Origin of the sequence: Lysinibacillus sp. CD3-6 (genome assembly GCF_006351725.2) — a bacterium.
GTDB lineage: Bacteria > Bacillota > Bacilli > Bacillales_A > Planococcaceae > Lysinibacillus.
This window is the reverse complement of the sequence record NZ_CP085880.1, coordinates 4,414,468-4,439,432: the sequence shown is the minus strand read 5'-3', so window position 1 is coordinate 4,439,432 and position 24,965 is coordinate 4,414,468. Positions and strand designations below refer to the sequence as shown.

Genomic DNA, 24,965 nt, shown 5'->3' with positions numbered 1-24,965 from the left:
ATGACGTAGTTCGATTTTTTATTAGAGGTTAAGAAAATAAAAAGTTTTATCTACAGTTCGAATACGCCCAACTTTAGGGCGTATTTATTTTTTAATCATTAAAATTCAACGCTAAGTAATTTTGTTAAATAATAGCGCTTTGGTGTCATGAAAGAAACACGACTAAAAGACACAGGTTCGGGCATTATATGGTAAGATGAAGAAAATTTGCTGTAGCGTCACCAAGGCGTTGGTGGGAGGATTGTGAGTGGAAAAATTGAAAGAAGTAGATGTTTTGCTAGAAAAGGCTATTCTTGTTGGGGTTAATTTACGCAATGATAAGCATTTTGAATATTCTATGGAAGAGTTAACAAATTTAGCCGAAGCATTGAATGTAGAAGTCGTAGGCGTAGTGACACAAAATTTAGAGCGTGTCACACCTTCACATTATGTTGGTACGGGTAAAATCGAAGAGATAAAAAGCTTTTATGAAGAAGCACAAGGGAATCTTGTTATTTTTAATGATGAATTATCACCTTCACAAATCCGAAATTTAGAGCGTGATTTAGAAACGAAAGTAATCGATCGAACGATGTTAATTTTAGATATTTTTGGTCGTCGTGCAAAAACACGTGAGGCGCAAATGCAGGTAGAGTTAGCGCAACTTCTATATATGCTTCCACGGTTAGTCGGCTTGCACGCTTCGCTAAGTCGACAAGGTGGTGGTACTGGAGGCGGTTTTAAAAACCGTGGAGCTGGTGAAACGAAACTGGAACTAGATCGCCGTAAAATTGAAGATCAGATTTCAAAAATAAAAAAAGAGCTGGAGCAAGTGAAGGAGCAGCGAGAGACACAACGAAAACAACGTCGGAAAAATGCAGTTCCAGTTGTGTCCATTGTAGGGTATACGAATGCTGGTAAGTCAACTATCATGAACCAACTGCTAGCTAAAATTGGACAAGAAGATCATAAGCAAGTATTTGAGAAGGATATGCTGTTTGCGACGCTTGAAACGTCCGTCCGTTATATTGAATTACATGATAAGAAGTCATTTTTATTAACTGATACAGTAGGCTTTGTAAGTAAATTACCACATCACTTAGTAAAGGCGTTTCGCTCAACACTAGAAGAAGCACGTGATGCTGATCTATTGCTTCATGTTGTGGATGTTTCAAATCAAGAGCATGGTTTTATGATGGATGTTACAAATGAAACATTAAAGGCAGTTGGCGTTGAGGGAATCCCTACTATATATGTCTATAACAAAGCAGACTTAGCAAATGTTCCGTACCCAGTCATTAGTGGGGATAATATATGGATTTCTGCAAAGCAGGGTACTGGATTAGATGAACTATTACAAATTATACGCCAACACATTTTTTCTGATTATGTGACATGTAAAATGCTTATTCCATATGAGCAGGGCAATATAGTGTCTTATTTAAATGAAAATGCAACTATTTACGAAACGGCATATGAAGAAAATGGCACATTATTAAAGCTTGAAGCAAAAGAAGCTGATTACGCAAAATATCAACATTTTGTTGTGAAATAGCAATTAAATAATTCATACGCAAATTAGTATTGCAATGTGATTGTAATCTAAATTGGGTGTGTAGAAAAATCAACAGCAATTATGGCTGTTGATTTTTTTATTTGTAAAAAAATATAAAAAACCTAATATTTATTATTTTCAAACATTAAATTTAAATACAATTTATTAGAGGAGAGGGAAGAGTGGGAAAACGTAGATATTTCAATATATTTAATAAAATATTAACTAATCAGTCTGAATATAAAGAAAAATGACAAATTTTCAACATTTTTTAAAACTCTTGCGAAAGTAATAAAAACGCTTTAGTATGATGAAACATAGTTTTTTATCCTTATCAATGGGGAACAATATTTAAATGAATAATGAAAGTGGGAGAGGATATTGTATGTCTACTAAAGATGAAATTGTAAAATCCGTCCCTCAAAAAGGATTTGTCGGACACCCTAAAGGGCTCTTTACATTATTTTTCACAGAATTCTGGGAGCGTTTTTCATACTACGGTATGCGAGCGATTCTAATCTTCTTCATGTATTATGAATTAAATGAAGGTGGATTAGGTCTTGATCGCGGAACAGCGAATTCAATTATGGCTATATATGGATCGCTTGTTTATATGTCGGGTATTATTGGAGGCTGGATTGCCGATCGACTTTTAGGGACACGTAAAACGATTTTTTATGGTGGCGTGTTAATTATGATCGGTCACTTACTGCTAGCATTCCCTGGCGGTGTGACAATGTTATTTGCTTCAATGGCGTTTATTGTTATCGGTACTGGTTTATTAAAACCGAATGTCTCAAGTATTGTAGGAGATATTTATGCTGAAACAGATAGTCGTCGTGATGCAGGATTCTCGATTTTCTATATGGGTATTAATATGGGTGCATTCATTGCGCCGTTTATTGTCGGAACAATTGGACAAAAGTATAGTTTCCATTTAGGCTTCAGTTTAGCAGCAGTTGGTATGCTAGTTGGATTAATTGTTTTTAAAGTAACTGAGAAAAAATATTTAGGTCTAGCGGGCTTACAAGTAAATAACCCGTTAAAACCTGAAGAACGTAAAAAAGTCTTTACGCAATTCGGTATTATAGCATTAGTCATTATCGTTTTAGGTGGCATTGGTATTAAAACTGGTGTACTAACAATGGATGTCTTTAGCTTAATTATTACAGCACTTGGTGTGATAATACCAACAGTGTTCTTTATTTATATGTATCGTAGTAAGAAAACTACAAAAGATGAGAAATCTCGTCTACTTGCATACATTCCGTTGTTTTTAGCCGCGGTTATGTTTTGGGCTATTCAAGAACAAGGTGCAACAATTTTAGCAACGTATGCAGATGAGCGTACACAATTAAATATTGGTGGTTTCCATCTTGAATCGTCTTGGTTCCAATCGCTTAACCCATTATTCGTTATTACCATGTCTCCATTATTTGCGATGCTATGGTTAAAATGGGGCGATAAGCAACCATCAACACCACGTAAGTTTTCTTATTCACTATTTTTTGCAGGACTATCATTTTTAGTAATGATGATTCCAGCACATCTTTCAGGTGGACAAGCTTTAGTTAGTCCATTGTGGTTAGTATTATCATTCTTCTTAGTAGTAGTTGGGGAATTATTATTGTCTCCAGTAGGTCTATCTGCAACAACGAAATTAGCGCCACAAGCTTTTGCTGCACAAACCATGTCACTTTGGTTTTTAACGAGTGCTGCGGCTCAAGCAATTAACGCACAGCTTGTAAAGGTATATGAAGTTGTAAGCGAATTCACATATTTCGGATTCTTAGGAACATTGTCGATTGTTATCGGCATACTCTTATTAGTACTTTCACCTATTATTTCTAAAGCGATGCGTGGTATTAATTAGTTAAAGAGGCTAGAGAAAAGAAAAAAGTGTTAGATTGACTGCGGTCAATCTAACACTTTTTTTGCTATGCCGTTGATGTCCGCTACGGCGGTGCTTTCCGCGGGCACACACGTAAGCCGCAACCCTCGCTAACGCGCGGCTTGTTGCGTCTTACGCTGCGTGCGTTCCCGCAGGAGTCACCGCCTCCGCTACCACCAACTATTATTATTACATACACCTTTGCCCTGCTTTTAAAATTTTAGAGTAATGTCCCTGCACCTTTTTTGTCTCTTGTGTAGTCTATTAGCTAGAAGATAATTTAATTTTCTGTAGAATAGAGCTGTTTTTCGTTATAATAATCTTACTAGTAACAATTTTAAGGGGTTGGTTGTCATGAAAGAAGCATTGGATCGTTTGAGGCCACGATTAATGGAGATATTCACGTATTTACATGCGAATCCAGAAATAAGCTGGCAAGAGGTAGAAACAACAAATTATATATTTGATTTGTTGACGCGTGAAGGATTTTCACCCCAACGCTTTAAAAATTGCACAGGGCTGTATGTTGATATTGGTGATGGAAACCCAAAGGTAGGTTTACGGACGGATATAGATGCATTATGGCAAGAAGTAGATGGTGAGTTTAGAGCAAATCATTCTTGTGGACATGATGGACATATGACAATGGCAATCGGAGCTCTTTTACTTCTGAAAGAGCAGTCTCAATCATACAAAGGCACAATTCGTGTTATTTTCCAACCAGCTGAAGAAAAAGGAACAGGTGCATTAGCGGTTCTAAAAGAGGGCATTATTGATGACTTGGATTTTTTATTTGGAGTCCATTTAAGACCAGTACACGAGCTTGAGGACGGCACATATTGTGCAGCTTTGTACCATGGTGCCTCTCGTTTACTCGAAGGCGAAATTATCGGTGAGGATGCACATGCGGCAAGACCACACCTTGGTGTGAATGCAATTGAGGTAGGTGCAACAATTATCGAAGATTTACGCACCATACATACAGATCCCATGGTGCCTGTATCCGTTAAGATGACAAAATTTCAAGCTGGAGGTGAGTCAGGTAATATTATTCCAGGTAAAGCAGCCTTCACGATTGATATAAGAGCACAACGAAATGATGTAATGGATACACTTGCTCAAGGTGTGAAACGTGTTATTGATTCTTCGAAAATTTTGCATAAAGTGCAAATTGAGTTGCGTACAGTTGCTAATATTGTGGCAGCAGAGGTAGACACAACTGCTCAATATATGATGGAGCAAGCCATTGTTAAGGCAGCGGGGCTATCTAATTTACGAAAGCCTGTGCATACACCAGGCGGAGAGGATTTCCACCATTATGCCGTTCAACGTCCGCATTTAAAATCGACAATGCTTGGACTAGGTTGCGGATTAACACCTGGATTACACCATCCAAAAATGAAATTTAAGCAGGCAAGACTTGTAACTGGAGTTGAGATTCTTACAAACGCTGTATTAGGAGCATTAGAACTCGAAACATAGAGGAGGCATCAGATAATGTTAGAAAACGTTTCTATTAGAAAAATGATGACACCTGAGGAAATTGCTGAGGTGCAATTCTTAAATGTTGAAATCTGGGGGAGTCAGGCAATTCCCTCACATCAAATGCTAGCGGCTGTTCAAAATGGTGGATTATTGCTTGGGGCATATTTGGAAGGTCGACTAATTGGTTTTAATTACTGCTTTGTAGGTTACCGGGAAGAAAAAATGTATCTACACTCACACATGATTGGCGTCGAAAAAACATATCGTGAACAAGGTGTAGGAGAGTTGTTGAAGCATGCTCAGCAAGAATATGCTCGAGAAAATGGTTTTCAGCTAGTTCGTTGGCTATTTGATCCATTAGAAGCGCGTTTAGCAAATTTATCATTTTTAAAGCTGGATGCATATAGCAATCAGTATGAAATAGATTATTATGGACCGTTACAAGATGATTTTAATAATGGACTGCCCTCTGATCGGATTGCGGTAGAATGGTGGGTTGAGCGTAATCATGCAAATGATAGCTTGGATGAGCTAGAAGAAGCGGCAGAGCAAGTTGTATCATGGTCATTGACGGTTGATGGATTACCTGTGCTCGATCAAGATAGTGAATTTCAAAGTAACCAAAAATTTTATAAGGACGCTTATTTAGTTCCTATTCCACAGTATTTACAAAAGATGAAGGTGGAAAGTCCGAAATTAGCTGAGGACTGGCGTTATAAGATTCGTACAATTTTAACTACCTTCTTTGCCCAAGAATATGCCATTGTTCGAGTAAAAAAGCAAAAAGAATATATACACTTTTATCTGTTAGTCAGACGCTCTTTATTGGCTTTATAATAGAGATAAGGAGTGAACTTTGTGAGAATAGAAGAAATTACAATAAGACATTTAAAAATGCCGATGAAGGCTCCGTTCACAACAAGTTTTGGTACTGTTAGTGAAAAAGAGCTATTGCTTTTAGAGGTGAAGGATGCGTCAGGAACGATTGGTTGGGGAGAAACAGTTGCTTTTGTAGCACCGTGGTACACAGAGGAGACATTAAAGACAACTTGGCATATGTTAGAGGACTTTTTAATGCCTACCTTGCTACATAAAGAGATTGCACACCCAGATGAGGTTAGTGCCTTGTTTTCGCCTATTCGGCGTAATTGCATGGCGAAAGCTTCTATTGAAGGGGCTGTGTGGGACATTTATGCACAGCAAACGAAACAGTCCCTTGCCCATGCTTTAGGTGGAAGCAAAGATACTATTGATGTAGGGATTAGTTTAGGAATTCAAGCTAGCACAGAAAAACTGATTGATTTAATAAAGGTCTATGTAGAAAAGGGTTATAAACGAGTAAAAGTTAAAATAAAACCTGGGTACGATGTAGAAGTTATCCGTGCTATCCGTGCTACATTTCCTAATTTACCATTGATGGCAGATGCAAACTCTGCGTACACATTAAAGGATATAGAAGTGTTACAACAGCTGGATGCCTTTAACCTTTTAATGATTGAGCAACCACTTGCAGCTGACGATATTATAGATCATGCCAAGCTGCAAAAGCAGTTACAAACACCAATATGTTTAGATGAAAGTATTACATCACTTGAAGATGCTCGTAAAGCGATCGAGCTAGGTAGTTGTGGTGTCATTAATATAAAAATTGGTCGTGTAGGTGGTTTAACAGAGGCTAAGAAGATTCATGACTATTGTCAGGAGCATGCCATTCCTGTCTGGTGTGGAGGCATGTTGGAAGCGGGAATCGGACGAGCGCATAATATAGCATTAACTGCACTCTCCAATTTCATATTACCTGGTGATACAGCAGGTTCGAGTCATTATTGGTATGAGGATATTATAGTGCCTGAGGTTATGGTAGAAGATGGCGTTATTCATGTGCCTACAAGTGTTGGTATAGGCTATGAGCTAAATATGGCAGTTATTGATAAATTAACAATGAGCAAGAAAGTTTATAAGGAATAGCTTTAAGCGATGGAGGCTGCCTTTTCTCCATCTGTTTGTCAGATAAATAGTCGAGGAGAGAAGTGATTGAAAAAGAGCTTGCAAATCGGCGGTGCTTATGTAGGAATAATCGTCGGTGCGGGGTTTGCATCAGGGCAAGAAATCATCCAGTATTTTACGAGTTATGGCAATAAGGGGATATTAGGCGCTCTTTTAGCGACACTCTGGTTTGCCTTTGTGGGAATGTGTATAGCACAAATTAGTTCACGGTTGCGGACAACATCTCATAAGGATTTGATATATCAAATTTCGGGTAATACTATCGGCTTTCTAATGGACTTTGTACTATCACTTTTTTTGTTTGGTGTGTCAGTTATTATGTTTGCTGGAGCGGGTGCTACTTTCGAGCAAATGTTTGGACTACCCGTATGGCTAGGGAGCATTTGTATGATTGTCCTCACTATGATGACAGTTATGATGAATGTAAAAAGTATTATTAATATAATAGCCATTGCGACGCCTTATTTGTTAGCTGTTGTTACAATTATTGCGGTCTATTCCATAGCTACGATGGATCTAACATTTGCAGAGCAAGCAGTGATAGCAGAACAACAATTACCAACATCATCAAAAAGCTGGTGGGTAACAGCTTTGCTCTATATGTCTTTTAATATCGGCGTTTGTTTTTCGCTTCTCACGGTGATGTGTGGCGCTATACGAAATGAGCGAATTGCAGGCATAGGTGGCATTATCGGAGGACTAATGTTAGGCGCGCTCATTTTAATTATTCATTTTTCCCTTCTCGCTAAAATGAACGTTATTGTTGGATTGGATATTCCCATGCTCGCATTAGCTAATGAAATTCATCCAATAGTAGGTTTATTAATGTCATTTTCTTTATTGGGGATGATTTATAATACAGCGGTAGGTATGTTTTATTCGTTTTCGGTGCGATTTTTTAAACCGACAAAGCCTAGCTTTAAGGTCGCTGTCATTTGCATGGGCATTCTAGGCTTTTTTGCGAGCCAAGTGGGCTTTACAACACTTGTATCAAAATTATATTCGGTAATGGGCTATTTAGGCTTTATTTTAGTAGCGTCGATAATTTTTGCATGGCTACGAGGAATAAGAAGAGTAGCTTAATGAGGTGATTGAGAAGGGCAACTGTGTCATTCTCAATTACCCTTTTTTTATGAATAAATTTCTGAGGGGAAAGAGCAACATGTTTGAATGAGAAATATCTCAATTTAGCGGTGTTTTTGTTGAAAAAACATAGTTTTTAAGTATTTCCAAATAAAGCGAGAACAATTCTCAATAGGAGGTTGACTGATAATAAAAAGATGCTTATAATGAGAATCGTGAGTAATGATAATCATTTTCAGCTGATTATTAATTACACTCAATAATGAATCTACCGGGGATTACAATGAAAATAAGATATCTTTTAACAGCAACTGTTGTGTTGTCTATTGTGTCACTATTCATTGGTGTAGTAAATATTAAGCCAAGTGACTTATTGGACTTCGGATCAGAAGAAACTAGACTATTCTTAATTAGTCGTATACCAAGACTGGTGGCAATTTTGCTGGCAGGTGCAGGTATGAGTATTGCTGGTTTAATTATGCAAAGCTTAAGTAGGAATAAGTTCGTGTCACCAACGACAGCAGGAACTTTAGATGCTACGAAATTAGGTGTTCTAATTTCAATGATGTTTTTTACAAATGTCACGTACTTTCAAAAAATTTCCTTCGCTTTCATATTTGCTTTAGCCGGCACGTTAATGTTTATGCAAATATTAAATCGAATAAAGTTCAAAGATGCGATTTTTATACCGCTTATAGGCTTAATGTTCGGAAATATCCTATCTTCTATTACGACGTTCTTTGCGTATAAGGCTGATATTATCCAAAACATTTCTGCATGGTTACAAGGAGATTTCTCATTGATAATGAAAGGTCGTTATGAGCTTTTATACATAAGTGTACCTGTTCTAATAATGGCTTACATTTATGCAAACCGTTTCACAGTGGCTGGAATGGGTGAGGATTTTGCAAAAAACCTTGGTCTTTCCTACAAATTCGTTGTGAATTTAGGTTTAGTGTTAGTAGCTCTAGTGACAACTACGGTGGTACTAACAGTAGGTGTGATTCCGTTTCTAGGTTTAATTATTCCAAATATTATATCGCTGTTCAAAGGGGATAACCTTGCAAAGACATTACCGCACACGGCTTTACTCGGTATGTCGTTCCTATTATTCTGTGATATTATAGGGCGCGTGTTAATTTTCCCTTATGAAATTCCGATAAGTATGACGGTCGGCGTCATCGGAAGTGCAATCTTTCTAATTATGTTATTTAGGGGGAGAGCATATGCGTAACCGTACGAAAATGTTGATATTAATCGGACTAGCAGTAGCTGCTATGTTACTGTACGTCTTTTATGAATTAAATGGGAACTATAGCTATGCATTCCCACGTCGCCTCATTAAAGTGGTGGCGATGGCACTAACGGGAATTGCCATTGCGTATTCGACAGTGGTTTTCCAAACAATTACGCATAATCGTATTTTAACGCCAAGTGTTATGGGGCTTGATGCTTTGTACATGATGGTCCAAACGATTATTTACTTCTTCTTTGGCTCGATGTCTATATTTGTTATTAACGCACATTATAATTTTTTGCTAGCTGTTTCAGCAATGGTCATTTTCGCATTAATATTTTATCGAGTATTGTTCAAAGAAGGTAAACGTCCGATTTACTTCCTGCTGCTTGTCGGTATGATTGTCGGGACATTTTTAGGAAGTGTCACAACTTTCTTCCAAGTTTTAATTGATCCTAATGAGTTTCTGAGCTTACAAAGTAAAATGTTTGCAAGCTTTAATAATGTAAATTCAGATTTAGTATGGTTAGCAGGTCTTGTTATTGTAGGTACATTTATTTATGGTTGGCGTCATATGAGTCAACTAGATGTAATGTCACTTGGTCGCGATACAGCAATAAACCTTGGGGTACCTTATGATAAACTTGTACAACGCATGCTCATATTATCTTCGATATTAATCGCAGTATCTACAGCTCTTGTTGGGCCAATTACATTCTTTGGCTTAATCGTAGCAAATTTATCGTATCAGTTTTTCAAGACGTACAAGCACTCTGTATTAATTGCAGGTTCTTGTGTAATGAGTATTGTTGCTTTAGTCGGTGGTCAGTGGATGGTCGAGCGAATATTTAAATTCGATACAACACTAAGCGTTATTATCAACTTTGTAGGTGGTGTGTACTTTATCTACCTATTATTGAAGGAAAGTAGGTCAGCAGGATGATCCAAGTAAAAGAAATTTCTAAGTTTTTTGGGAAAAAGCCTGTCATTCAAGATGTTAGTGTAGACGTTGCGCCAGGTAAAATTACGTCCTTTATTGGACCGAATGGTGCAGGTAAATCAACACTGCTTTCAATGGTAAGCCGTTTACTTAATGCAGACACTGGTGAAGTATTACTCGATAAGTCAGATGTGCGTCGCTGGAAATCTGATGACTTTGCAAAGCGCGTTTCGATTTTAAAACAGTCAAACTACATGAATGTGCGTCTAACAATTCGTGAACTCGTTTCATTTGGTCGCTTTCCTTATTCAAAAGGAAATTTAAAACCAGAGGACGAGCAAAAAGTAGATGAAGCAATTCACTATATGAATTTAGTTGACATTCAGCATAATTATTTAGATGAATTATCAGGTGGTCAGCGTCAACGGGCATTTATTGCAATGGTCATTGCGCAAGACACCGATTACATTTTGCTAGACGAACCACTTAATAATTTAGACATGAAGCATTCTGTGCAAATCATGAAAATTTTGCGTAAGTTGGTGGATGAGCTAGGAAAAACGGTTGTCATTGTTTTACATGATATTAACTTTGCATCCGTATATTCTGATCATATCGTCGCTTTAAAAGATGGACGTGTTGTAAAAGACGGTCCGACTAATGACATTATTAACTCAGATGCGTTAAAGGAAATCTATGATATGGATATCCCTGTGCAAGAGCAAAATGGTTGCCGCATTTGTGTGTATTTTAACTCTTAGTAACAATAGATAGTCATCACTATCTAAAAATATAAAAACAAAAAGGAGATTTCACAATGAAAAATTGGAAATTACTTACGGTATTAATGGCAATGATGCTTTTAGTATTAGCTGCTTGTGGTTCTAAAGAAGAATCAAAAGAAGATGATAAAGGTTCAACAGATAATAAACCTGCTGAAGAGCAAAATGAAGCTGCTTCTGCTTACCCAATCACAATCCCAGGTAGTACATCTGGTGAAAATACATTTGAAGATGTAACACTAAAAGAGCAACCAAAAAATATTGTCGTATTTGACTATGGTTTCCTAGATACTTTAGATGCTTTAGGCGTTGAAGTTGCAGGTGTTTCACAAAAATCAGTACCAAGTTATTTAAGCAAATATGCTGACACAACTTACGTAAATGTTGGGTCTTTAAAAGAGCCAGATTTTGAAGCAATCTCTTCTATGAGCCCAGACATCATTTTCATCTCAGGTCGTCAAGCTTCTGCTTACTCAGAATTATCAAAAATTGCTCCAACTGTATTCGTTGGTGTAGATAACAATAATTTTATGGAATCGTTTAAAACAAACACTGAATTAGCTGGTAAAATTTTCGGTAAAGAAAAAGAAGCTGCTGATGCGTTCGCTGCATACGAAGCAAAAGTAGAAGATCTTAAAGCAAAAACTGCTTCATCTGAAGATAAAGCATTAATCGTTTTAGGTAATGAAGGTTCATTATCTGCATACGGTCCTGGTTCACGTTTTGGTGTAATTCATGATGTATTTGGCGTAAAAGCTGCTGATGATAAAATCGAAGCTTCTACACACGGTGCTAACGCTTCATTCGAATATGTACGTGATACAAACCCAGATATTTTATTTGTAGTTGACCGTGACGCTGCTGTTAACCCTGAAGGCGAGTCTGGTACAAAAGCTGCTATTGAAAACGAAATCGTTGGTGCAACTAACGCTGCTAAAAACGGTAAAGTTTACTACTTAGATCCAGAATATTGGTACCTATCAGGTGGCGGTTTACAATCAGAAACTGCTAAAGCTGATGATATTTTAAAGGCGTTTAACTAATATGTTTGTACAAATTAAACGTATGGTCGTAACTGAGGGTAACGCTGATAAGGTTGTTGAACGATTTGGAGCTAAAAAAGATGGTCCTTCATTACTTGAACAACAACCAGGTTATATTGATAAGCAAGTGCTTGTAAAAAAAGTTCGCCGCGGAGATGAAGAAGTGCTAATTATGGTTCGTTGGGAATCAGAAGAGGCGTGGAAAAATTGGGAGAAGAGCCCTGAGCATATTGCAGGTCATAAAGCAAATGCTGGTAAGCCTAAACCTGATTATATTATTGAAAGCGGTCAAGATGTTTACTATGTAAAAGCTTAATAAAAACTAGAGGTGTCTCACAAGTCAATTGTGACACCTCTTTTTTTTATGTCTTTTTATATAAACAACCATTATACAACAAGGTGTGAACAATTAAGCTCACTGAGGAGCTAGTCAAATGATTAGAAGTTTATGTATTTTTGTTGGATTGTAAGAAGGTAGAGGTGAATGGATAAATGGCAAGGGGCTTTTGTTACTACGTCACACCTCGCCACACATAGAAGTTGAATATTGAGGCAATTATATTTGAACGACGAAGCTTAGGAAGCAGCGCAAACGAAACGTCTGTTTAATGTTTGATAGTAGCCTTGCTCCAAATATTAAATGCTGAGTTAATGTTGAAGGAAATACCGCCATTATTAATGAATAGTCCAGAAATATTAGTTGGGTAGTAATGATAGGCGTCAAAGGCCTCTGTGACTGAATTGGATATGTTGGAAGAGAGATGTTGATTATTGTTTTTCAAATCATTTGGTGAGCCTGCAAAGCTGCTTATTTTAGCGGCATTACTACTATTTTGACCACTCTGCGTTCCTCTAGCATAAACAATGCAGTACTGAGTAGTTTTATAGAGCATTGGTGTATTAATATTCAAACTAGATGTAAAAGGGCTCACTAAAGAAAGTAATGGCAAATCTTTTTCGGGTACTTTTACAATGTCGTGTTGCGCCATATACGTGTCTAGTTTTTGCTGAAAAGTATCTTCAAATCCAGGGATATTACAAATGAAGTTAGAAATAGAAGACTTATGTTTATACTCCACTAAAGCTTCTTGATATGCTCGCTGTTCAGCTTGAATAATCAATTGTTCAATAGTTTGTTGTTCATTCGAAGGCTTCTTTATAGTAATTTCCTCTGCAGAGACAGAAATTGTACAGGAAAAAGTTTCTGTAAGTATTAACACGTAGTCATTTACTCCATTCGTCATTTCAATCACCTCTTAATGTTAGAGAATATTATATAAATAATTAAAATATCATACACTCAAATTGCAAATTGAGTCACATACAATACGCATGATTTTTACTTATCATAAGCGTAACACTAGTCAGGACGCCATTTCAATGGTCAGTTAACGCCAAAAACTGGCGGTCTCTCTAATGACACCGCCAGTTTTTTATTATTTCCTAGCAAAAAACTGGCGTGCTTTATATAAATACCGCCATTTTTTGGCGGTATTTATGAATAGTTAATGGTAATAAATAGAAAATAGAGTGATTCATTTAACTTATAAAAGATAGAATTAATTCCCATTAATATGTATAATATTTATCGATACGTTTAAGGGAGTAGAGGACTATTGGGTGATATAGATGTACGTATTAATGAATCGTTAGACAGTCTGATTGAAAATAATTCGATGCTCGGTGATGAAATAAAGTCAATGCTTAAAAGTTTTAAAGCAGAAAAAAAAGAGATGGGTTATGCATTTGGAAAACTATGCTATTGGCATTATGAAGCATTTGTTGATTCTTTAAATGAAGAGATATATATAGTTGCTGCGGCTATTGAACTTCTAATTTTATCCTATGATATTATTGATGATTTGCAGGATAAAGATACGGACTATATTTGGAGCAAAACACCTGAACTTTCTTTAAATGCAGCACTTGCCTTACTCGTCATGTCATCGAGAGCTATACATGAGACATCATTTGAACATAAAGGTATAGCCATTCGTCTACTGGAACAATATGCGTTACGTAGCATTAATGGTCAGCAGTTAGATGTACTGAATGCTTGTCGAGATGAACAATCCTACTTACAAATGATTGACCAAAAATCAGGGTCACTTACAGCAATGAGTTGCGTCATTGGGGAGGCACTTGCAAAAGGGATGGTGACTGCTGAAATTGAGGAGTACGGGAAATACATAGGTATTATCCAACAAATAAAAAACGATATTATAGATTTAAAAACTTGGGGACCTAAAAATGATCTATTAAATAGAAAGTATTCATTACCAATTATTTATCTAATGGCACAAAAAAATAGTGTATCAAAATCAGTGATAAACTATTATAATAAAGATATAGTTACATTTTTGGATAATATTGTTACAGAACATGAGTTGACAAATAGCGGTGCAATACGTTATGCAGTTGCAATTAAAAATCTCTATAAAATAAAAGCATTGAATAATCTTGAAAAAGTTGCTATAAACAAGTTAGGTAAAGAATACCTAATAAAACTAATGAAATGAGGAGAGATTTTTATGATTAATGTAATTCAGTATCTAGAAGAGAACCCAGCACTAGTACCACTGTTAAAAGAACAAAAAGTTGCATTAATAGGTGTTTCAGCAATTGAACAGCAGGCAATACTTGACTCATTCGAAGATGTACTATGCTTAAGAGACCCTATTTGGAATTAAATTTATATAATCAAAAATGGTTTATGCTTGCTATAAGTGTTTACGTATTGCTAGGTTTCTACCTGCTATATGTTCCTTATAGCAAGCCTTATTTGGGTATAGATTTGATCGAGGAAAATGGAAATTGGGTAATAGAGCATTCACATGATCAATTAGTGGATGGGCAGAAAATCTCTGCAGGGGACATCGTTTTAAAAGTTGATAATGTTCAAATAGACGACATTTCTTATATAAAGTATGATTTTACAATTAGGGCTGCAAATTCATTAACAATATTAAAGTCTAACGGGGAAAAAATTCATATTACTCCTACTGGTTTAGATTTTACTGAACGGTTTTACTATATATTGCTTATCCCTGCCTGTTATTATTTCCTTACATTATTTGTTGTTTGTTATTTGCATTATAAACAAAAAAACACTTCACTTTTAAGATTGCTTATTTTATTTATGCTAACAGTTTCCATGGCATATGTGAGTATAGGAGCATCTGGTAGTCTCGATATCGTGGGCATTATGGTCAATCGAGGTAGTATGTTGTTATGTTTAGTATTACTTTTACATTTTTTAAGAAACTATTATTCATTTTTAAATGCCAATTGGTTACTTTTTAATAATATTAAATTGTTTTATCTATTGCCTATCTTTGCGATGTTACTTAGCTATATTGGTATTATTAATAACAATTTGCACAACCTTCTTTCGTACGTTGTTTTAGGCGTTTTTTTAGTTTTACTTATTTTAATACTTATTATTTTATTGTTTAGCTATTTTAAATTTAAATCACCCCAGTTAAAAATTTTATTGAATAGTGTAATGATTCCATTTCTTCCATTCTTGTTTCTGTATGCACTTCCGAATATTTTATTTCATCATCCCGTACTTTCCGCTGAAATCAGTGCTTTATTTTTATTATTTATTCCATTTAGCTTTATTTTTACACAACTAGCGGAACGATTATTTGACATTGAATATCATATTACAAGGCTTCGTTACTATGTCATATTTTCTGTAATTTTTACTGCATGGTTTACTTTTGGTTTGTATTGGATTGCTGGCAAATTTTTAACGATGACGATAATGTCGGGTGTTTCATTGTTTACTTTTTTATCGTTAATTGTTCTTTTCTACATAAAAGAAAAGGTAGATTATCGCAAACGCAAAATTTTGTTTTCGACTAAAGGGGACTATATACATCAGTTATATACGGCTGTAGATAGAATCGGTAAAACAATTAAATTAGACGAGCTTCTAGAAAAGTTTGCCCAGGAAGTTTCGCTGCACCTAGAGCTTGAGCATGTATTTGTATTGACCTATGACTATGACACAAATCAATTTACTTCAATGGTTGAGGGAAAGATTCCGATAAATCCTATGCTAATGGAAGATTTAAAATTAGGAGAAATACGGAAAATTGACAAAGTCTATCTAGCTTTCCTCCATCAAGATGCTCATTACAAAAGAGCCTTAGTATTGGGGCATAACAATTCAATTCATTTAAAAGATGAAGAGCTTTTATGGCTCGAATTGCTCCTGTTATACGTAAATAACTTTATTGAAAATACAAAAATGGTGGAAGAATTGTTAGAGGAACTAAAGCATATGAAGCAAGCAGATGAAAGTCAATTACCTTGGCTAAATAAGCTATTATGGCTTAGGTTTGAAGAGGAGAAATATCAACTAGCTCAAGAATTACATGATACTAATTTACAAGAGCAACTCCATATTGCTCGAGAAGTTGATGTTTTAATAAATGCAAAAGATACTACAGAAATCCAACAAAAACTAGTAAAGATTCATACACAAATGGTTTCATCGCTACATGATTTAAGAGCTTATTGCGAAAACTTAAAGCCCCCACTATTAGATACATTAGGGCTAAATGCTGCTTTAGAAAAGCTCATACGAAAAGTAACGGAAAGAGCTAACTTTCTGTTAATTTATACAATAGATCGCCTTTATTTAGAAGATGAACGAATGAATTTAATGATCTATCGTCTATTTCAAGAATTACTCAATAATGCTTTGAAACATTCCTATGCGACAACAGTTGAAATTCATCTCAAGGAAATGGACAATGGTTTTGAAGTCATTTATAAGGACGATGGAGTAGGATGTAATGTGAATGATATTATTGTCGCTGATTCGATGGGAATCCGAGGTATGCAAGAGCGTGTAAAAGCCTTTGATGGACAATTTTACATTGATACTCAAGTTAATGAAGGGATGTCTATTAGAATTACAGTAAAAGAAGGAAGTGACACACTTGATAACAATGCTCATAGTGGATGATCATCCTATTGTGTTAGAGGGAACGAAAAATTTATTTAAAGATAATGAAGACATTTTAGTTGATACAGAGAGTGATGCAACTTCTGTAATACCAAAAATTAAGGACAAGCCATATGATATTTATCTAATTGATATCAATATGCCTTTAGAAAATGGCATTCATTTAGCGAGAAATATTAAAGCTATGCAAATAGATGCTTCGATAATCCTTTATACAGGGGATGACATTACAGATTATTATCCACTAATTTTAGAAAGGAAAATAGAGGGGATTTTAGCCAAAACGGCCTCTAAAGAGCAGATTTTACGGACAGTTCGTGCCATTGCAAATGGAGAAATTGTTTTGCCGAAAAATTTCTTAGATTTCCTAGATAATCGATTTAAAATACAAGATGCTAAGCTCGATATTCATTTAAATGAAAAAGAAAAGAAAATTTTACGATTGATTGCTGAAGGGCATACAAATAAGGCTATAGCGATAGAGTTAAACATTCCTCAACGAACTACTGAAAGATATTTAACACAGCTGTTTTCTTTGCTAAATGTAGATTCCCGAACAGAGGCAGTAAATCTTGCTGAACGAATGAATTTACTATAGCCTCTTTATATGTTAGTATAAATATTAATTGTTATATTTTTCTATAAAAGGATAGTATTTATGTAATGTAAAGACAATATATTATTAATCAGGAAAAATTATTTAGTTTGCACAACTAAATACCTATATATCTTAAGAAACACCGCCATTTTTTGGCGGTGTTTTTTTCATGACCGCCAAATCACGCCAAAAAAACTAGTGAAGACCGCCAAAAAAATGGCGTAAACCCAACATTGAAATGGTGGTATAAGTACTGGTACGCTTAGATTAATCATAGTTAAGTAATTTTTTCCAAAGTGAGTAATAGTTTAAGAATATATCGTTTATATAAGCAGTTTAATATCATAGATTTTTTAGCATGTTACTAGCTAGACAGCATACTCACGAAAAAACTTTAATAAAGGTAGGCGTATAATTTGAAAGTAGAACTTGAAAATTTAATCTCTATAGATGAATCTAACCAAGATCAAGTCATTAAAGTTTATAATCGCTACGGTATTTATGTAGGTGCGCCTGAAATCAGAAGAAGAAATTTGAAGGCATCTTTTAATCCTATTTTTACTTTAAATGAAGATGTGACGTATGAGCAGGTGGCAGCATTATATAAATCATTGGAACATGAGCTAGGTATTGTTTCTATTGGGGAACGTTTCTATTTTGATTTTTCAAATAGCGAATACGAACAAACTCCATTATTTACGTTAAACTCGACTGGCAACTCGCCAGAAATGTTTTTAGATGATAGAGGCACTTTATTTTCAATAAGTACATATTGTAAGCATTGTGGGCTTATGGAAAAAGAGCAACTTTCACCGTTAGTTATTGATACTTCTCAAATGAAAGGCCGTCATTTAGTCCACGTAAGCGGATACTGGGTAGCCTCCGAAGAATTAGTAGCTTTAATGAAACAAGCAAATATGGAAGGCTATGAACTTCTAGAAGTAATTCACAGCGGGTCGGAAGTAGAGAAGCAACCTGCATATCAAATCATCCCAACTCAAATGCTACCTGCAAGTAATGCAGAAAGAATAAAATTGTATTTTGCAACTGAGCAGCCACCTTGCAAATGTGGGTTAAATGGGGTAATTCTAGGACCTGATATTTATGATGGCAAGGATATTATGAATTTAAATGGAGATGTTTTCTATTCTTCAGAATGGAGTCATGATGGAAGCTATCTTTACAGAAAAACAATATTCAGTAGAAAGTTCAGAGATTTAATTATTAATAATCGTATTTCTCGAGAAGTGAGAGGGGAAAAGGATCGAAACTTTGGACCGAAAGATTGGTTATTCGACCCTGTGTTATTGAAATAGTTTGAACTATAGAATAATAAAAGGTGAGGGAGTGTTAATGTTGTTTAGAAAAATACTACCTATCATTGCAATTTTATTTATCGTTGCGTTAGCACTTTCAAATTACTTTAATAAAACGAATGAAGAATCCATTATATTAGCGAATATAATTAAGTATATTTTTATGCTATAAGACAGATATCGTATATTTCCCTCAAGTTCACCTAAGTATGGTATGATGTGAAAAAACATTGCATGAATGAGCTTTGAGGTGAAATTTTGATAAAAAAATGGTCATTTCCTTTAGCGATTTTAACTCTAATTATATTTTTTGCGTTCCGCTTAACATACGAGAGTGACGTGATTTTAAATTTCGATAAAAAAGTGGCGGAAATATTATTTGGCAATCGGTATATAGAGTTTTTTCATTATATTGGTGAGCCAAAATTTGTCGTTTGGGTTGCGATTATATTAATTATCTATTTAGCATGGATCGCGAAAAATTACCGTGGCATGTTATTTGTCGTATTAACATTTGCAGTAGGGAACGTATTAAACCAAATGTTAAAAAAGTGGGTGCAACGTTCTCGCCCTGAAATAGAAGATCAATTGACATCGTTCAGTTTTCCATCTGGACATGCTATGACAGGCATACTGTATTTATTTACGGTTGCTTATTTATTATCTGAAAATAATACAAAGGCACGTCAAATACAGCTTTGGATAGGCGCAATTGTGCTAACAATTCTTATTGGTCTTTCACGAGTAGCAGGTGCGCGCCATTTTGCCTCCGATGTGCTTGCAGGCTGGTGTATAGGATACACCTGGTTTATCATTTGTGTTTTTTGGTATGAACGACGTAAGCGCGTATTTAATAAGAACAATATTAAATAGTAATACTCAAGTGAGCAGCACCTAACTTTATGGTACTGCTCTTTTTAGTGCCAGGCACCCGAATGATTCTGAAAAATTAGATTTAATAAATATTTTCCTAACAAAAAAGAATTGCTTATAGGAAACTTTTAAGCTAAGATGAGTACAATAAAAAAAAGAGAAAAGGAAGAAGGAATTGGAAGGACAAATTTTATTTGCTTTAGGGTTAACCCTATTTGCAGGGCTTGCAACAGGAGTAGGTAGTTTAATTGCATTTTTTACCTCAAGAACAAATACTAAATTTTTATCAATAGCTCTTGGTTTCTCAGCGGGAGTTATGATTTATGTGTCACTTGTTGAAATTTTTGTGAAAGCAAAGGATGCATTAACCAATGCCTTAGGTCCAACGAATGGTTATTGGATGACGATAGCGGGTTTCTTTGGCGGAATGTTATTTATAGCTTTAATTGATAAGTTTATTCCGAAATCGACGAACCCTCATGAAGTAAAGCTTGTTGAAGATGTGAATGCTGTAAAACCACAGGTAGATGAAAGTCATTTAATGAAAATGGGCGTATTCACTGCACTTGCAATAGGAATTCATAATTTTCCTGAAGGTATAGCAACCTTTATGTCCGCTATGAATGACCCTAATGTCGGCATTGCGATTGCAATTGCTGTAGCCATTCATAATATTCCTGAAGGAATTGCTGTCTCGGTTCCTATTTATTTTGCTACAGGAAATCGTAGAAAAGCATTTAAACTATCCTTTTTATCAGGGTTAGCAGAGCCTGTTGGGGCGCTAGTAGCTTATTTACTATTAATGCCGTTTTTATCAGACGTTATGTTCGGTATTGTATTTGCTGGAGTTGCAGGAATTATGGTGTTTATATCATTAGATGAGCTATTACCAGCCGCACAGAGGTACGATGAAACACATTTATCAATGTATGGTTTAGTTGGTGGAATGGCAGTGATGGCTATTAGTTTAGTATTATTAGCGTAAATCTTAATTAGCTACTGAAAAAGGAATCTAGTCGATAAGACTAGATTCCTTTTATTATGCCTTTATTAATTCTTTAACTGTCTCTAAGCAGTCATAAAAGGTGTTAAAAGGCTTATAGGGAATATGTAAATCATTACAGCGGTCAATTAATTGCTCCCTAGCTAATACTAAATCTGCTTGTTTAGCAGCTTCGAAATCGGAAATAGAGTCGCCAATCACGATTTTAAATTGATCGGGCTGTGCCATTTCTCGCATGACGGTTGGTTTGCAACAGCCACAACTTTGGGTTGAAAATTTTGCACAATGTTCATCACAGCTATGTGGATAGACAACCGTAATTTGCTCTCCAGAGAAGTCTGCATTATTACAATAGATTCCCGAAAATGGGCCAAATCTTTCAAGCAGTGGTTGAATGAAAAAATCTACTCCGCCACTAACAATGTAAAAAGGTATATCGTGCTCCTGCGCATAGCGAACAAACTCGCTAAAGCCCTCACGGATAACGGCGGTCTCCATTAAATATTGAATGATATCATCCTTTTGGCTAGTCGATAAAAGCTCAAACATCGCAGTAATACCGTCTTTGAAGCTTATTGTTTGAGCCATCATTGCCTTTGCAATTTTCTCCGATTGTTCAGGGACGAAATGCGTCATAAGGGAGACGATATTATCTGTTTCTGTAATAGTACCATCAAAATCGCAGAAAATAATTGGTTTCAAAGTACTTCCTCCTTCAAGAAAAAACGTCTACTTTGAAGTAGACGTTCTAATTTATTTTACTTGTACACCATGTTCATCGGCCTGCGTTAAGATGATTTGATGTTCTGGGAATTTCGTTTGCATTGTTGTAACAAAGTCATCAGCAATCGAAGTTGGAATAATGGAAATGAGTGTCGGACCTGCTCCACTTAATGCTGTACCGTATGCACCATGTACTTTTGCAGCTTCACGTATTTCAGCATATTGTGGGATTAATGTTGAACGGAATGGTTCATGGAACAAATCCGCTTCCATGTAGCTTCCTGCACGTTTAAAATCACGTGTCATTAAAGATGCTGCCAGCATATTAGCATTAGCAGAAGCATGTACTGCATATGCTCGCTCAAATTGCTTTGGTAATACGGAGCGAGACTCACTTGTCTTTAGCTCAACATTCGGTACGTACACAACAAAAGAAGCGTTAATATCATTTACATGGAATGTATCGACTACTCCGTTGTCATCCATTGAGGAAATCGTCAAGCCACCGAGTACTGAGGCAGTTGCATTATCAGGATGCCCTTCAATTTGAGAAGATAAATTTAGCTTATCCTGTATAGTTAACTTTAAATCACATAATTGGTTGGCTAGCTCAATACCCGCTACAATGACAGCGGCGCTACTACCTAAACCACGGGCTAATGGTAGTTCACTTGCCATTTCAACTCGGCAAGCAGGTAATGGTTTATTATACTGATCCGCAATTTTTTTGGCGATAATATATAGTAAATGTTGTTCTAGCTCAAATTCACTAGGACCGTTGTCATCGAGATGTATGATCTCCCAACTATCCTGTAGGGAAACATCTAATTTTAAATAAAGAGACAAGCCGAGTCCGATAGAATCAAAGCCAGGGCCTAAATTGGCTGTGCTCCCAGGAACGGTGATTTGCCACTTTTTACTCATAGTACGCCCTCGATATATTTACGAATTTCTTCTTCATCATTTTTAAGAGATACGACGTCCACTGTTGAAACGTTCATAGCAGTATCTGGATCTTTTAAGCCGTTACCAGTAAATACTGTCACGACTTTTGAGCCTTTAGCAATTTTACCATTTTCAACAGATTTAATTACACCTGCTAATGATGCAGCTGAACCAGGCTCAACAAAGATCCCTTCAGTTCCAGCGATTAGCTTGTATGCTGCAATAATTTCCTCATCTGTTACAGAATCAATAATGCCGCCAGACTCATCACGTGCTGCTTCAGCAAATTGCCAGCTAGCAGGATTACCAATACGGATAGCTGTTGCCACTGTTTCGGGGTTAGGAATTGCTTCGCCTTTAACAATAGCTGCGGCGCCTTCCGCTTCAAAGCCGAACATTTTTGGTAAACCTGAAGCTTTCACATCGTTATATTCTTTAAAGCCTTTCCAGTAAGCAGTAATGTTACCTGCGTTTCCAACTGGAATGCATAAATAGTCGGGAGCAGAACCTAAAGCATCTACAATTTCAAAAGAAGCTGTTTTTTGCCCTTCGATACGGTATGGGTTAACCGAATTGACAAGTGCTACTGGTGTTGTTTCGCTAACTTGGCGCACAATATTTAAAGCATCATCAAAATTGCCATCGATTTCAATAATTTTTGCACCATACATTGTCGCTTGTGCTAGTTTACCAAGGGCAACTTTCCCTTTAGGAATAACGACAATCGATTGAATACCTGCGCGTGTTGCGTAAGCTGCAGCTGCTGCTGATGTATTCCCTGTTGAGGCACAAATTACACATTTACTACCATCCTCAATAGCCTTTGCTACCGCAAATACCATACCACGGTCTTTAAAAGAACCAGTCGGATTTGCGCCTTCTATTTTACCATAAAGCTCGATACCAAGCTGTTTTGATAGATTAACTAAATGTATAAGAGGCGTATTGCCTTCGTTTAATGTTAGAGCGGGTGTATTTTCTGTTACGGGTAAAAATTGTTTATATTCTTCAATAAGGCCTTTCCACATAACGTAACGATCTCCTTTTGTTCTTATAGAAAGAACAGTTGTTTTTGTATAAGAGACATTTTAACGCAAAAGACTATATATTTTCAATAGCAATTATTAAATTGTCTAAACAATTCGGTCATTTGAATTTTACTTGTCACTTTCTCGAAACAACTGTATAGTAAACTGGTAATGTAAAGTCATATGTAAAGACAGGTGGTTATTATGACAACAATAAAGACAGAACAATCCATTTCACGTAACAAGCTTTTAGGCGTTGCAGGTGTTGGTTGGCTCTTTGATGCGATGGATGTTGGTATTTTATCTTTCGTTATTACAGCGCTAGCGGTAGATTGGGATTTAACAAAAAGTCAAATGGGCTGGATTGGTAGTATCAATTCTATTGGTATGGCGGTAGGTGCACTTGCATTTGGAATTTTTGCCGATAAAGTGGGGCGCAAGCAAGTTTTTATGTGGACCCTTATTCTCTTTTCAGTAGCGAGCGGCATATCCGCATTTACGACAACATTAGTAGCGTTTATGGCATTACGCTTTTTAGTAGGCATGGGGCTCGGTGGAGAATTACCAGTAGCATCTACACTTGTTTCTGAAAGTGTTGAGGCAAAGGAACGTGGAAGAGTAGTTGTATTACTGGAAAGCTTTTGGGCAGCAGGCTGGCTAATTGCAGCGCTTATATCATATTTTGTTATACCTACATGGGGATGGCGTGTAGCATTATTATTAACAGCTATTCCTGCTATTTACGCGATTTACCTTCGTTGGCATTTACCAGATTCGCCTCAATTTACTGCAAAGGTAGAATCTAAAAAGCGCAGTATTTTTCTTAATGTACGGGAAGTATGGTCGAAAAAATATGCACGTTCGACATTCATGCTTTGGGTGCTATGGTTCACGGTTGTATTCTCGTATTACGGAATGTTCTTATGGTTGCCAAGTGTAATGGTAGGAAAAGGTTTTGATATGATTACTAGCTTTAAATATGTCTTAATGATGACGTTAGCACAGCTACCAGGATACTTCACAGCTGCATGGTTTATTGAAAAATTCGGACGGAAATTCGTACTAGTTTCCTATTTAATTGGAACGGCTGTAAGTGCTTTCATTTTTGGTAATGCAGAAACGTTGGCTGTCCTATTAATATCAGGAATGTTCTTATCATTCTTTAACTTAGGTGCATGGGGTGCGCTATACGCTTACACACCTGAACAGTATCCAGCAGTTATTCGTGGAACAGGTGCAGGAATGGCAGCTGCAGTAGGAAGAATTGGCGGTATTTTTGGTCCGCTATTAGTAGGATCACTGTTAACGGCAGGCTATGATATCGGCTTTATTTTTGCGATTTTCTGTTGTGCGATAATAATTGGCGTTATTGGTGTTATATTTTTAGGAACAGAAACAAAACAAATTGAATTAGAATAAAAAAGTCTTGGATGCTATCTGAATCCAAGACTCAGCTTGTCGACAAAAGGGATTAAGAATAGAAATCTTAATCCCTT

General features: G+C 36.2%; 24 protein-coding genes. 20 read left to right on the top strand and 4 right to left on the bottom strand.

What is annotated here, in order from left to right:
- The first annotated feature begins 247 nt into the window (after positions 1 to 247).
- The 11 genes from hflX (at position 248) to FH508_RS21915 (ending at position 12,318) form a co-directional block, all read left to right on the top strand.
- Positions 248 to 1,534, top strand: a complete 1,287-nt coding sequence (hflX, locus tag FH508_RS21965) for a GTPase HflX (protein ID WP_173479372.1) — start codon at positions 248 to 250, stop codon at positions 1,532 to 1,534.
- 385 nt (positions 1,535 to 1,919) lie between these two features.
- On the top strand, positions 1,920 to 3,407 hold the full coding sequence (locus FH508_RS21960; protein WP_173479373.1) for a peptide MFS transporter: 1,488 nt from the start codon (positions 1,920 to 1,922) through the stop codon (positions 3,405 to 3,407).
- Positions 3,408 to 3,779: 372 nt separating this feature from the next.
- Entirely contained in the window at positions 3,780 to 4,907 is a 1,128-nt protein-coding gene (locus tag FH508_RS21955; RefSeq protein ID WP_173479374.1) for a M20 peptidase aminoacylase family protein, read from the top strand.
- 15 nt (positions 4,908 to 4,922) lie between these two features.
- A complete protein-coding gene (locus FH508_RS21950) occupies positions 4,923 to 5,747 on the top strand; it encodes a GNAT family N-acetyltransferase (RefSeq protein WP_173479375.1) in 825 nt (274 codons plus the stop codon).
- Between the two features lie 21 nt (positions 5,748 to 5,768).
- Positions 5,769 to 6,878, top strand: coding sequence for an o-succinylbenzoate synthase (gene menC / locus FH508_RS21945; RefSeq protein ID WP_173479376.1), 1,110 nt, complete (start codon positions 5,769 to 5,771; stop codon positions 6,876 to 6,878).
- A 66-nt stretch (positions 6,879 to 6,944) separates the two neighbouring features.
- The gene (locus tag FH508_RS21940; RefSeq protein WP_173479377.1) at positions 6,945 to 8,000 is read left to right on the top strand and encodes a YkvI family membrane protein; all 1,056 of its coding nucleotides are present in this window, start codon (positions 6,945 to 6,947) and stop codon (positions 7,998 to 8,000) included.
- Positions 8,001 to 8,283: 283 nt separating this feature from the next.
- Complete coding sequence (locus FH508_RS21935; RefSeq protein ID WP_173479378.1) at positions 8,284 to 9,234, top strand: ABC transporter permease; 951 nt, start codon at positions 8,284 to 8,286, stop codon at positions 9,232 to 9,234.
- Positions 9,227 to 10,180 (top strand): iron chelate uptake ABC transporter family permease subunit, encoded by a 954-nt coding sequence (locus tag FH508_RS21930; protein WP_173479379.1) that lies wholly within the window; start codon positions 9,227 to 9,229, stop codon positions 10,178 to 10,180. Before FH508_RS21935 ends, FH508_RS21930 begins: the two co-directional genes overlap by 8 nt.
- Complete coding sequence (locus FH508_RS21925; protein WP_173479380.1) at positions 10,177 to 10,938, top strand: iron ABC transporter ATP-binding protein; 762 nt, start codon at positions 10,177 to 10,179, stop codon at positions 10,936 to 10,938. Before FH508_RS21930 ends, FH508_RS21925 begins: the two co-directional genes overlap by 4 nt.
- 56 nt (positions 10,939 to 10,994) lie before the next feature.
- A complete protein-coding gene (locus FH508_RS21920; RefSeq protein ID WP_139860004.1) occupies positions 10,995 to 12,002 on the top strand; it encodes a siderophore ABC transporter substrate-binding protein in 1,008 nt (335 codons plus the stop codon).
- 1 nt (position 12,003) lies between these two features.
- A complete protein-coding gene (locus FH508_RS21915; protein ID WP_139860006.1) occupies positions 12,004 to 12,318 on the top strand; it encodes an antibiotic biosynthesis monooxygenase family protein in 315 nt (104 codons plus the stop codon).
- Positions 12,319 to 12,607: 289 nt separating this feature from the next.
- On the opposite strand, the gene FH508_RS21910 is transcribed toward FH508_RS21915, so the two are convergent.
- Entirely contained in the window at positions 12,608 to 13,246 is a 639-nt protein-coding gene (locus tag FH508_RS21910; RefSeq protein WP_139860008.1) for a hypothetical protein, read from the bottom strand.
- Positions 13,247 to 13,618: 372 nt separating this feature from the next.
- Between FH508_RS21910 and FH508_RS21905 the strand changes: the two genes are divergently transcribed.
- From FH508_RS21905 to zupT, 8 genes are all read left to right on the top strand, one after another.
- Entirely contained in the window at positions 13,619 to 14,521 is a 903-nt protein-coding gene (locus FH508_RS21905; RefSeq protein WP_139860009.1) for a polyprenyl synthetase family protein, read from the top strand.
- A gap of 12 nt (positions 14,522 to 14,533) precedes the next feature.
- Positions 14,534 to 14,692: a competence pheromone ComX gene (comX, locus tag FH508_RS21900; RefSeq protein ID WP_139860011.1), complete on the top strand. Its 159-nt coding sequence runs from the start codon at positions 14,534 to 14,536 to the stop codon at positions 14,690 to 14,692.
- 23 nt (positions 14,693 to 14,715) lie between these two features.
- Positions 14,716 to 16,983 carry a sensor histidine kinase gene (locus tag FH508_RS21895; protein WP_173479418.1) on the top strand — a complete coding sequence of 756 codons (2,268 nt, stop codon included), beginning with the start codon at positions 14,716 to 14,718 and terminating at the stop codon, positions 16,981 to 16,983.
- Positions 16,967 to 17,581, top strand: a complete 615-nt coding sequence (locus FH508_RS21890; RefSeq protein WP_228134530.1) for a response regulator — start codon at positions 16,967 to 16,969, stop codon at positions 17,579 to 17,581. Before FH508_RS21895 ends, FH508_RS21890 begins: the two co-directional genes overlap by 17 nt.
- 416 nt (positions 17,582 to 17,997) lie before the next feature.
- Positions 17,998 to 18,897, top strand: a complete 900-nt coding sequence (locus FH508_RS21885) for a hypothetical protein (RefSeq protein ID WP_173479382.1) — start codon at positions 17,998 to 18,000, stop codon at positions 18,895 to 18,897.
- A gap of 37 nt (positions 18,898 to 18,934) precedes the next feature.
- Complete coding sequence (locus FH508_RS24005) at positions 18,935 to 19,069, top strand: hypothetical protein (RefSeq protein WP_255639593.1); 135 nt, start codon at positions 18,935 to 18,937, stop codon at positions 19,067 to 19,069.
- An 86-nt stretch (positions 19,070 to 19,155) separates the two neighbouring features.
- Positions 19,156 to 19,770 (top strand): phosphatase PAP2 family protein, encoded by a 615-nt coding sequence (locus FH508_RS21880; protein ID WP_217270343.1) that lies wholly within the window; start codon positions 19,156 to 19,158, stop codon positions 19,768 to 19,770.
- 175 nt (positions 19,771 to 19,945) lie between these two features.
- Positions 19,946 to 20,755: a zinc transporter ZupT gene (zupT, locus tag FH508_RS21875; RefSeq protein WP_173479383.1), complete on the top strand. Its 810-nt coding sequence runs from the start codon at positions 19,946 to 19,948 to the stop codon at positions 20,753 to 20,755.
- Positions 20,756 to 20,809: 54 nt separating this feature from the next.
- Here the strand turns inward: zupT and FH508_RS21870 are convergent, their stop codons facing one another.
- Genes FH508_RS21870 through thrC form a run of 3 tightly spaced genes read right to left on the bottom strand, consistent with a single transcriptional unit; the run spans position 20,810 to position 23,469 of the window.
- The gene (locus FH508_RS21870) at positions 20,810 to 21,475 is read right to left on the bottom strand and encodes a 2-hydroxy-3-keto-5-methylthiopentenyl-1-phosphate phosphatase (RefSeq protein WP_173479384.1); all 666 of its coding nucleotides are present in this window, start codon (positions 21,473 to 21,475) and stop codon (positions 20,810 to 20,812) included.
- Between the two features lie 51 nt (positions 21,476 to 21,526).
- A complete protein-coding gene (gene thrB / locus FH508_RS21865; RefSeq protein ID WP_173479385.1) occupies positions 21,527 to 22,420 on the bottom strand; it encodes a homoserine kinase in 894 nt (297 codons plus the stop codon).
- Positions 22,417 to 23,469 carry a threonine synthase gene (thrC, locus tag FH508_RS21860; RefSeq protein ID WP_173479386.1) on the bottom strand — a complete coding sequence of 351 codons (1,053 nt, stop codon included), beginning with the start codon at positions 23,467 to 23,469 and terminating at the stop codon, positions 22,417 to 22,419. Before thrC ends, thrB begins: the two co-directional genes overlap by 4 nt.
- Before the next feature lie 204 nt (positions 23,470 to 23,673).
- Here thrC and FH508_RS21855 point away from each other — a divergent pair, with 204 nt between their 5' ends.
- A complete protein-coding gene (locus FH508_RS21855; protein ID WP_217270344.1) occupies positions 23,674 to 24,888 on the top strand; it encodes an MFS transporter in 1,215 nt (404 codons plus the stop codon).
- Positions 24,889 to 24,965 lie beyond the last annotated feature (77 nt).

Excerpts from the sequence above, each read along its gene's own strand:
- comX (WP_139860011.1), top strand. The coding sequence starts at position 14,534 with ATGATTAATGTAATTCAGTATCTAGAAGAGAACCCAGCACTAGTACCA.
- FH508_RS21955 (WP_173479374.1), top strand. The coding sequence starts at position 3,780 with ATGAAAGAAGCATTGGATCGTTTGAGGCCACGATTAATGGAGATATTC.
- FH508_RS24005 (WP_255639593.1), top strand. The coding sequence starts at position 18,935 with ATGTTGTTTAGAAAAATACTACCTATCATTGCAATTTTATTTATCGTT.
- FH508_RS21910 (WP_139860008.1), bottom strand. The coding sequence starts at position 13,246 with ATGACGAATGGAGTAAATGACTACGTGTTAATACTTACAGAAACTTTT.
- FH508_RS21925 (WP_173479380.1), top strand. The coding sequence starts at position 10,177 with ATGATCCAAGTAAAAGAAATTTCTAAGTTTTTTGGGAAAAAGCCTGTC.
- FH508_RS21930 (WP_173479379.1), top strand. The coding sequence starts at position 9,227 with ATGCGTAACCGTACGAAAATGTTGATATTAATCGGACTAGCAGTAGCT.
- FH508_RS21855 (WP_217270344.1), top strand. The coding sequence starts at position 23,674 with ATGACAACAATAAAGACAGAACAATCCATTTCACGTAACAAGCTTTTA.
- FH508_RS21935 (WP_173479378.1), top strand. The coding sequence starts at position 8,284 with ATGAAAATAAGATATCTTTTAACAGCAACTGTTGTGTTGTCTATTGTG.
- FH508_RS21895 (WP_173479418.1), top strand. The coding sequence starts at position 14,716 with ATGCTTGCTATAAGTGTTTACGTATTGCTAGGTTTCTACCTGCTATAT.
- FH508_RS21920 (WP_139860004.1), top strand. The coding sequence starts at position 10,995 with ATGAAAAATTGGAAATTACTTACGGTATTAATGGCAATGATGCTTTTA.
- FH508_RS21915 (WP_139860006.1), top strand. The coding sequence starts at position 12,004 with ATGTTTGTACAAATTAAACGTATGGTCGTAACTGAGGGTAACGCTGAT.
- FH508_RS21950 (WP_173479375.1), top strand. The coding sequence starts at position 4,923 with ATGTTAGAAAACGTTTCTATTAGAAAAATGATGACACCTGAGGAAATT.
- FH508_RS21960 (WP_173479373.1), top strand. The coding sequence starts at position 1,920 with ATGTCTACTAAAGATGAAATTGTAAAATCCGTCCCTCAAAAAGGATTT.
- thrC (WP_173479386.1), bottom strand. The coding sequence starts at position 23,469 with ATGTGGAAAGGCCTTATTGAAGAATATAAACAATTTTTACCCGTAACA.
- FH508_RS21890 (WP_228134530.1), top strand. The coding sequence starts at position 16,967 with ATGCTCATAGTGGATGATCATCCTATTGTGTTAGAGGGAACGAAAAAT.
- thrB (WP_173479385.1), bottom strand. The coding sequence starts at position 22,420 with ATGAGTAAAAAGTGGCAAATCACCGTTCCTGGGAGCACAGCCAATTTA.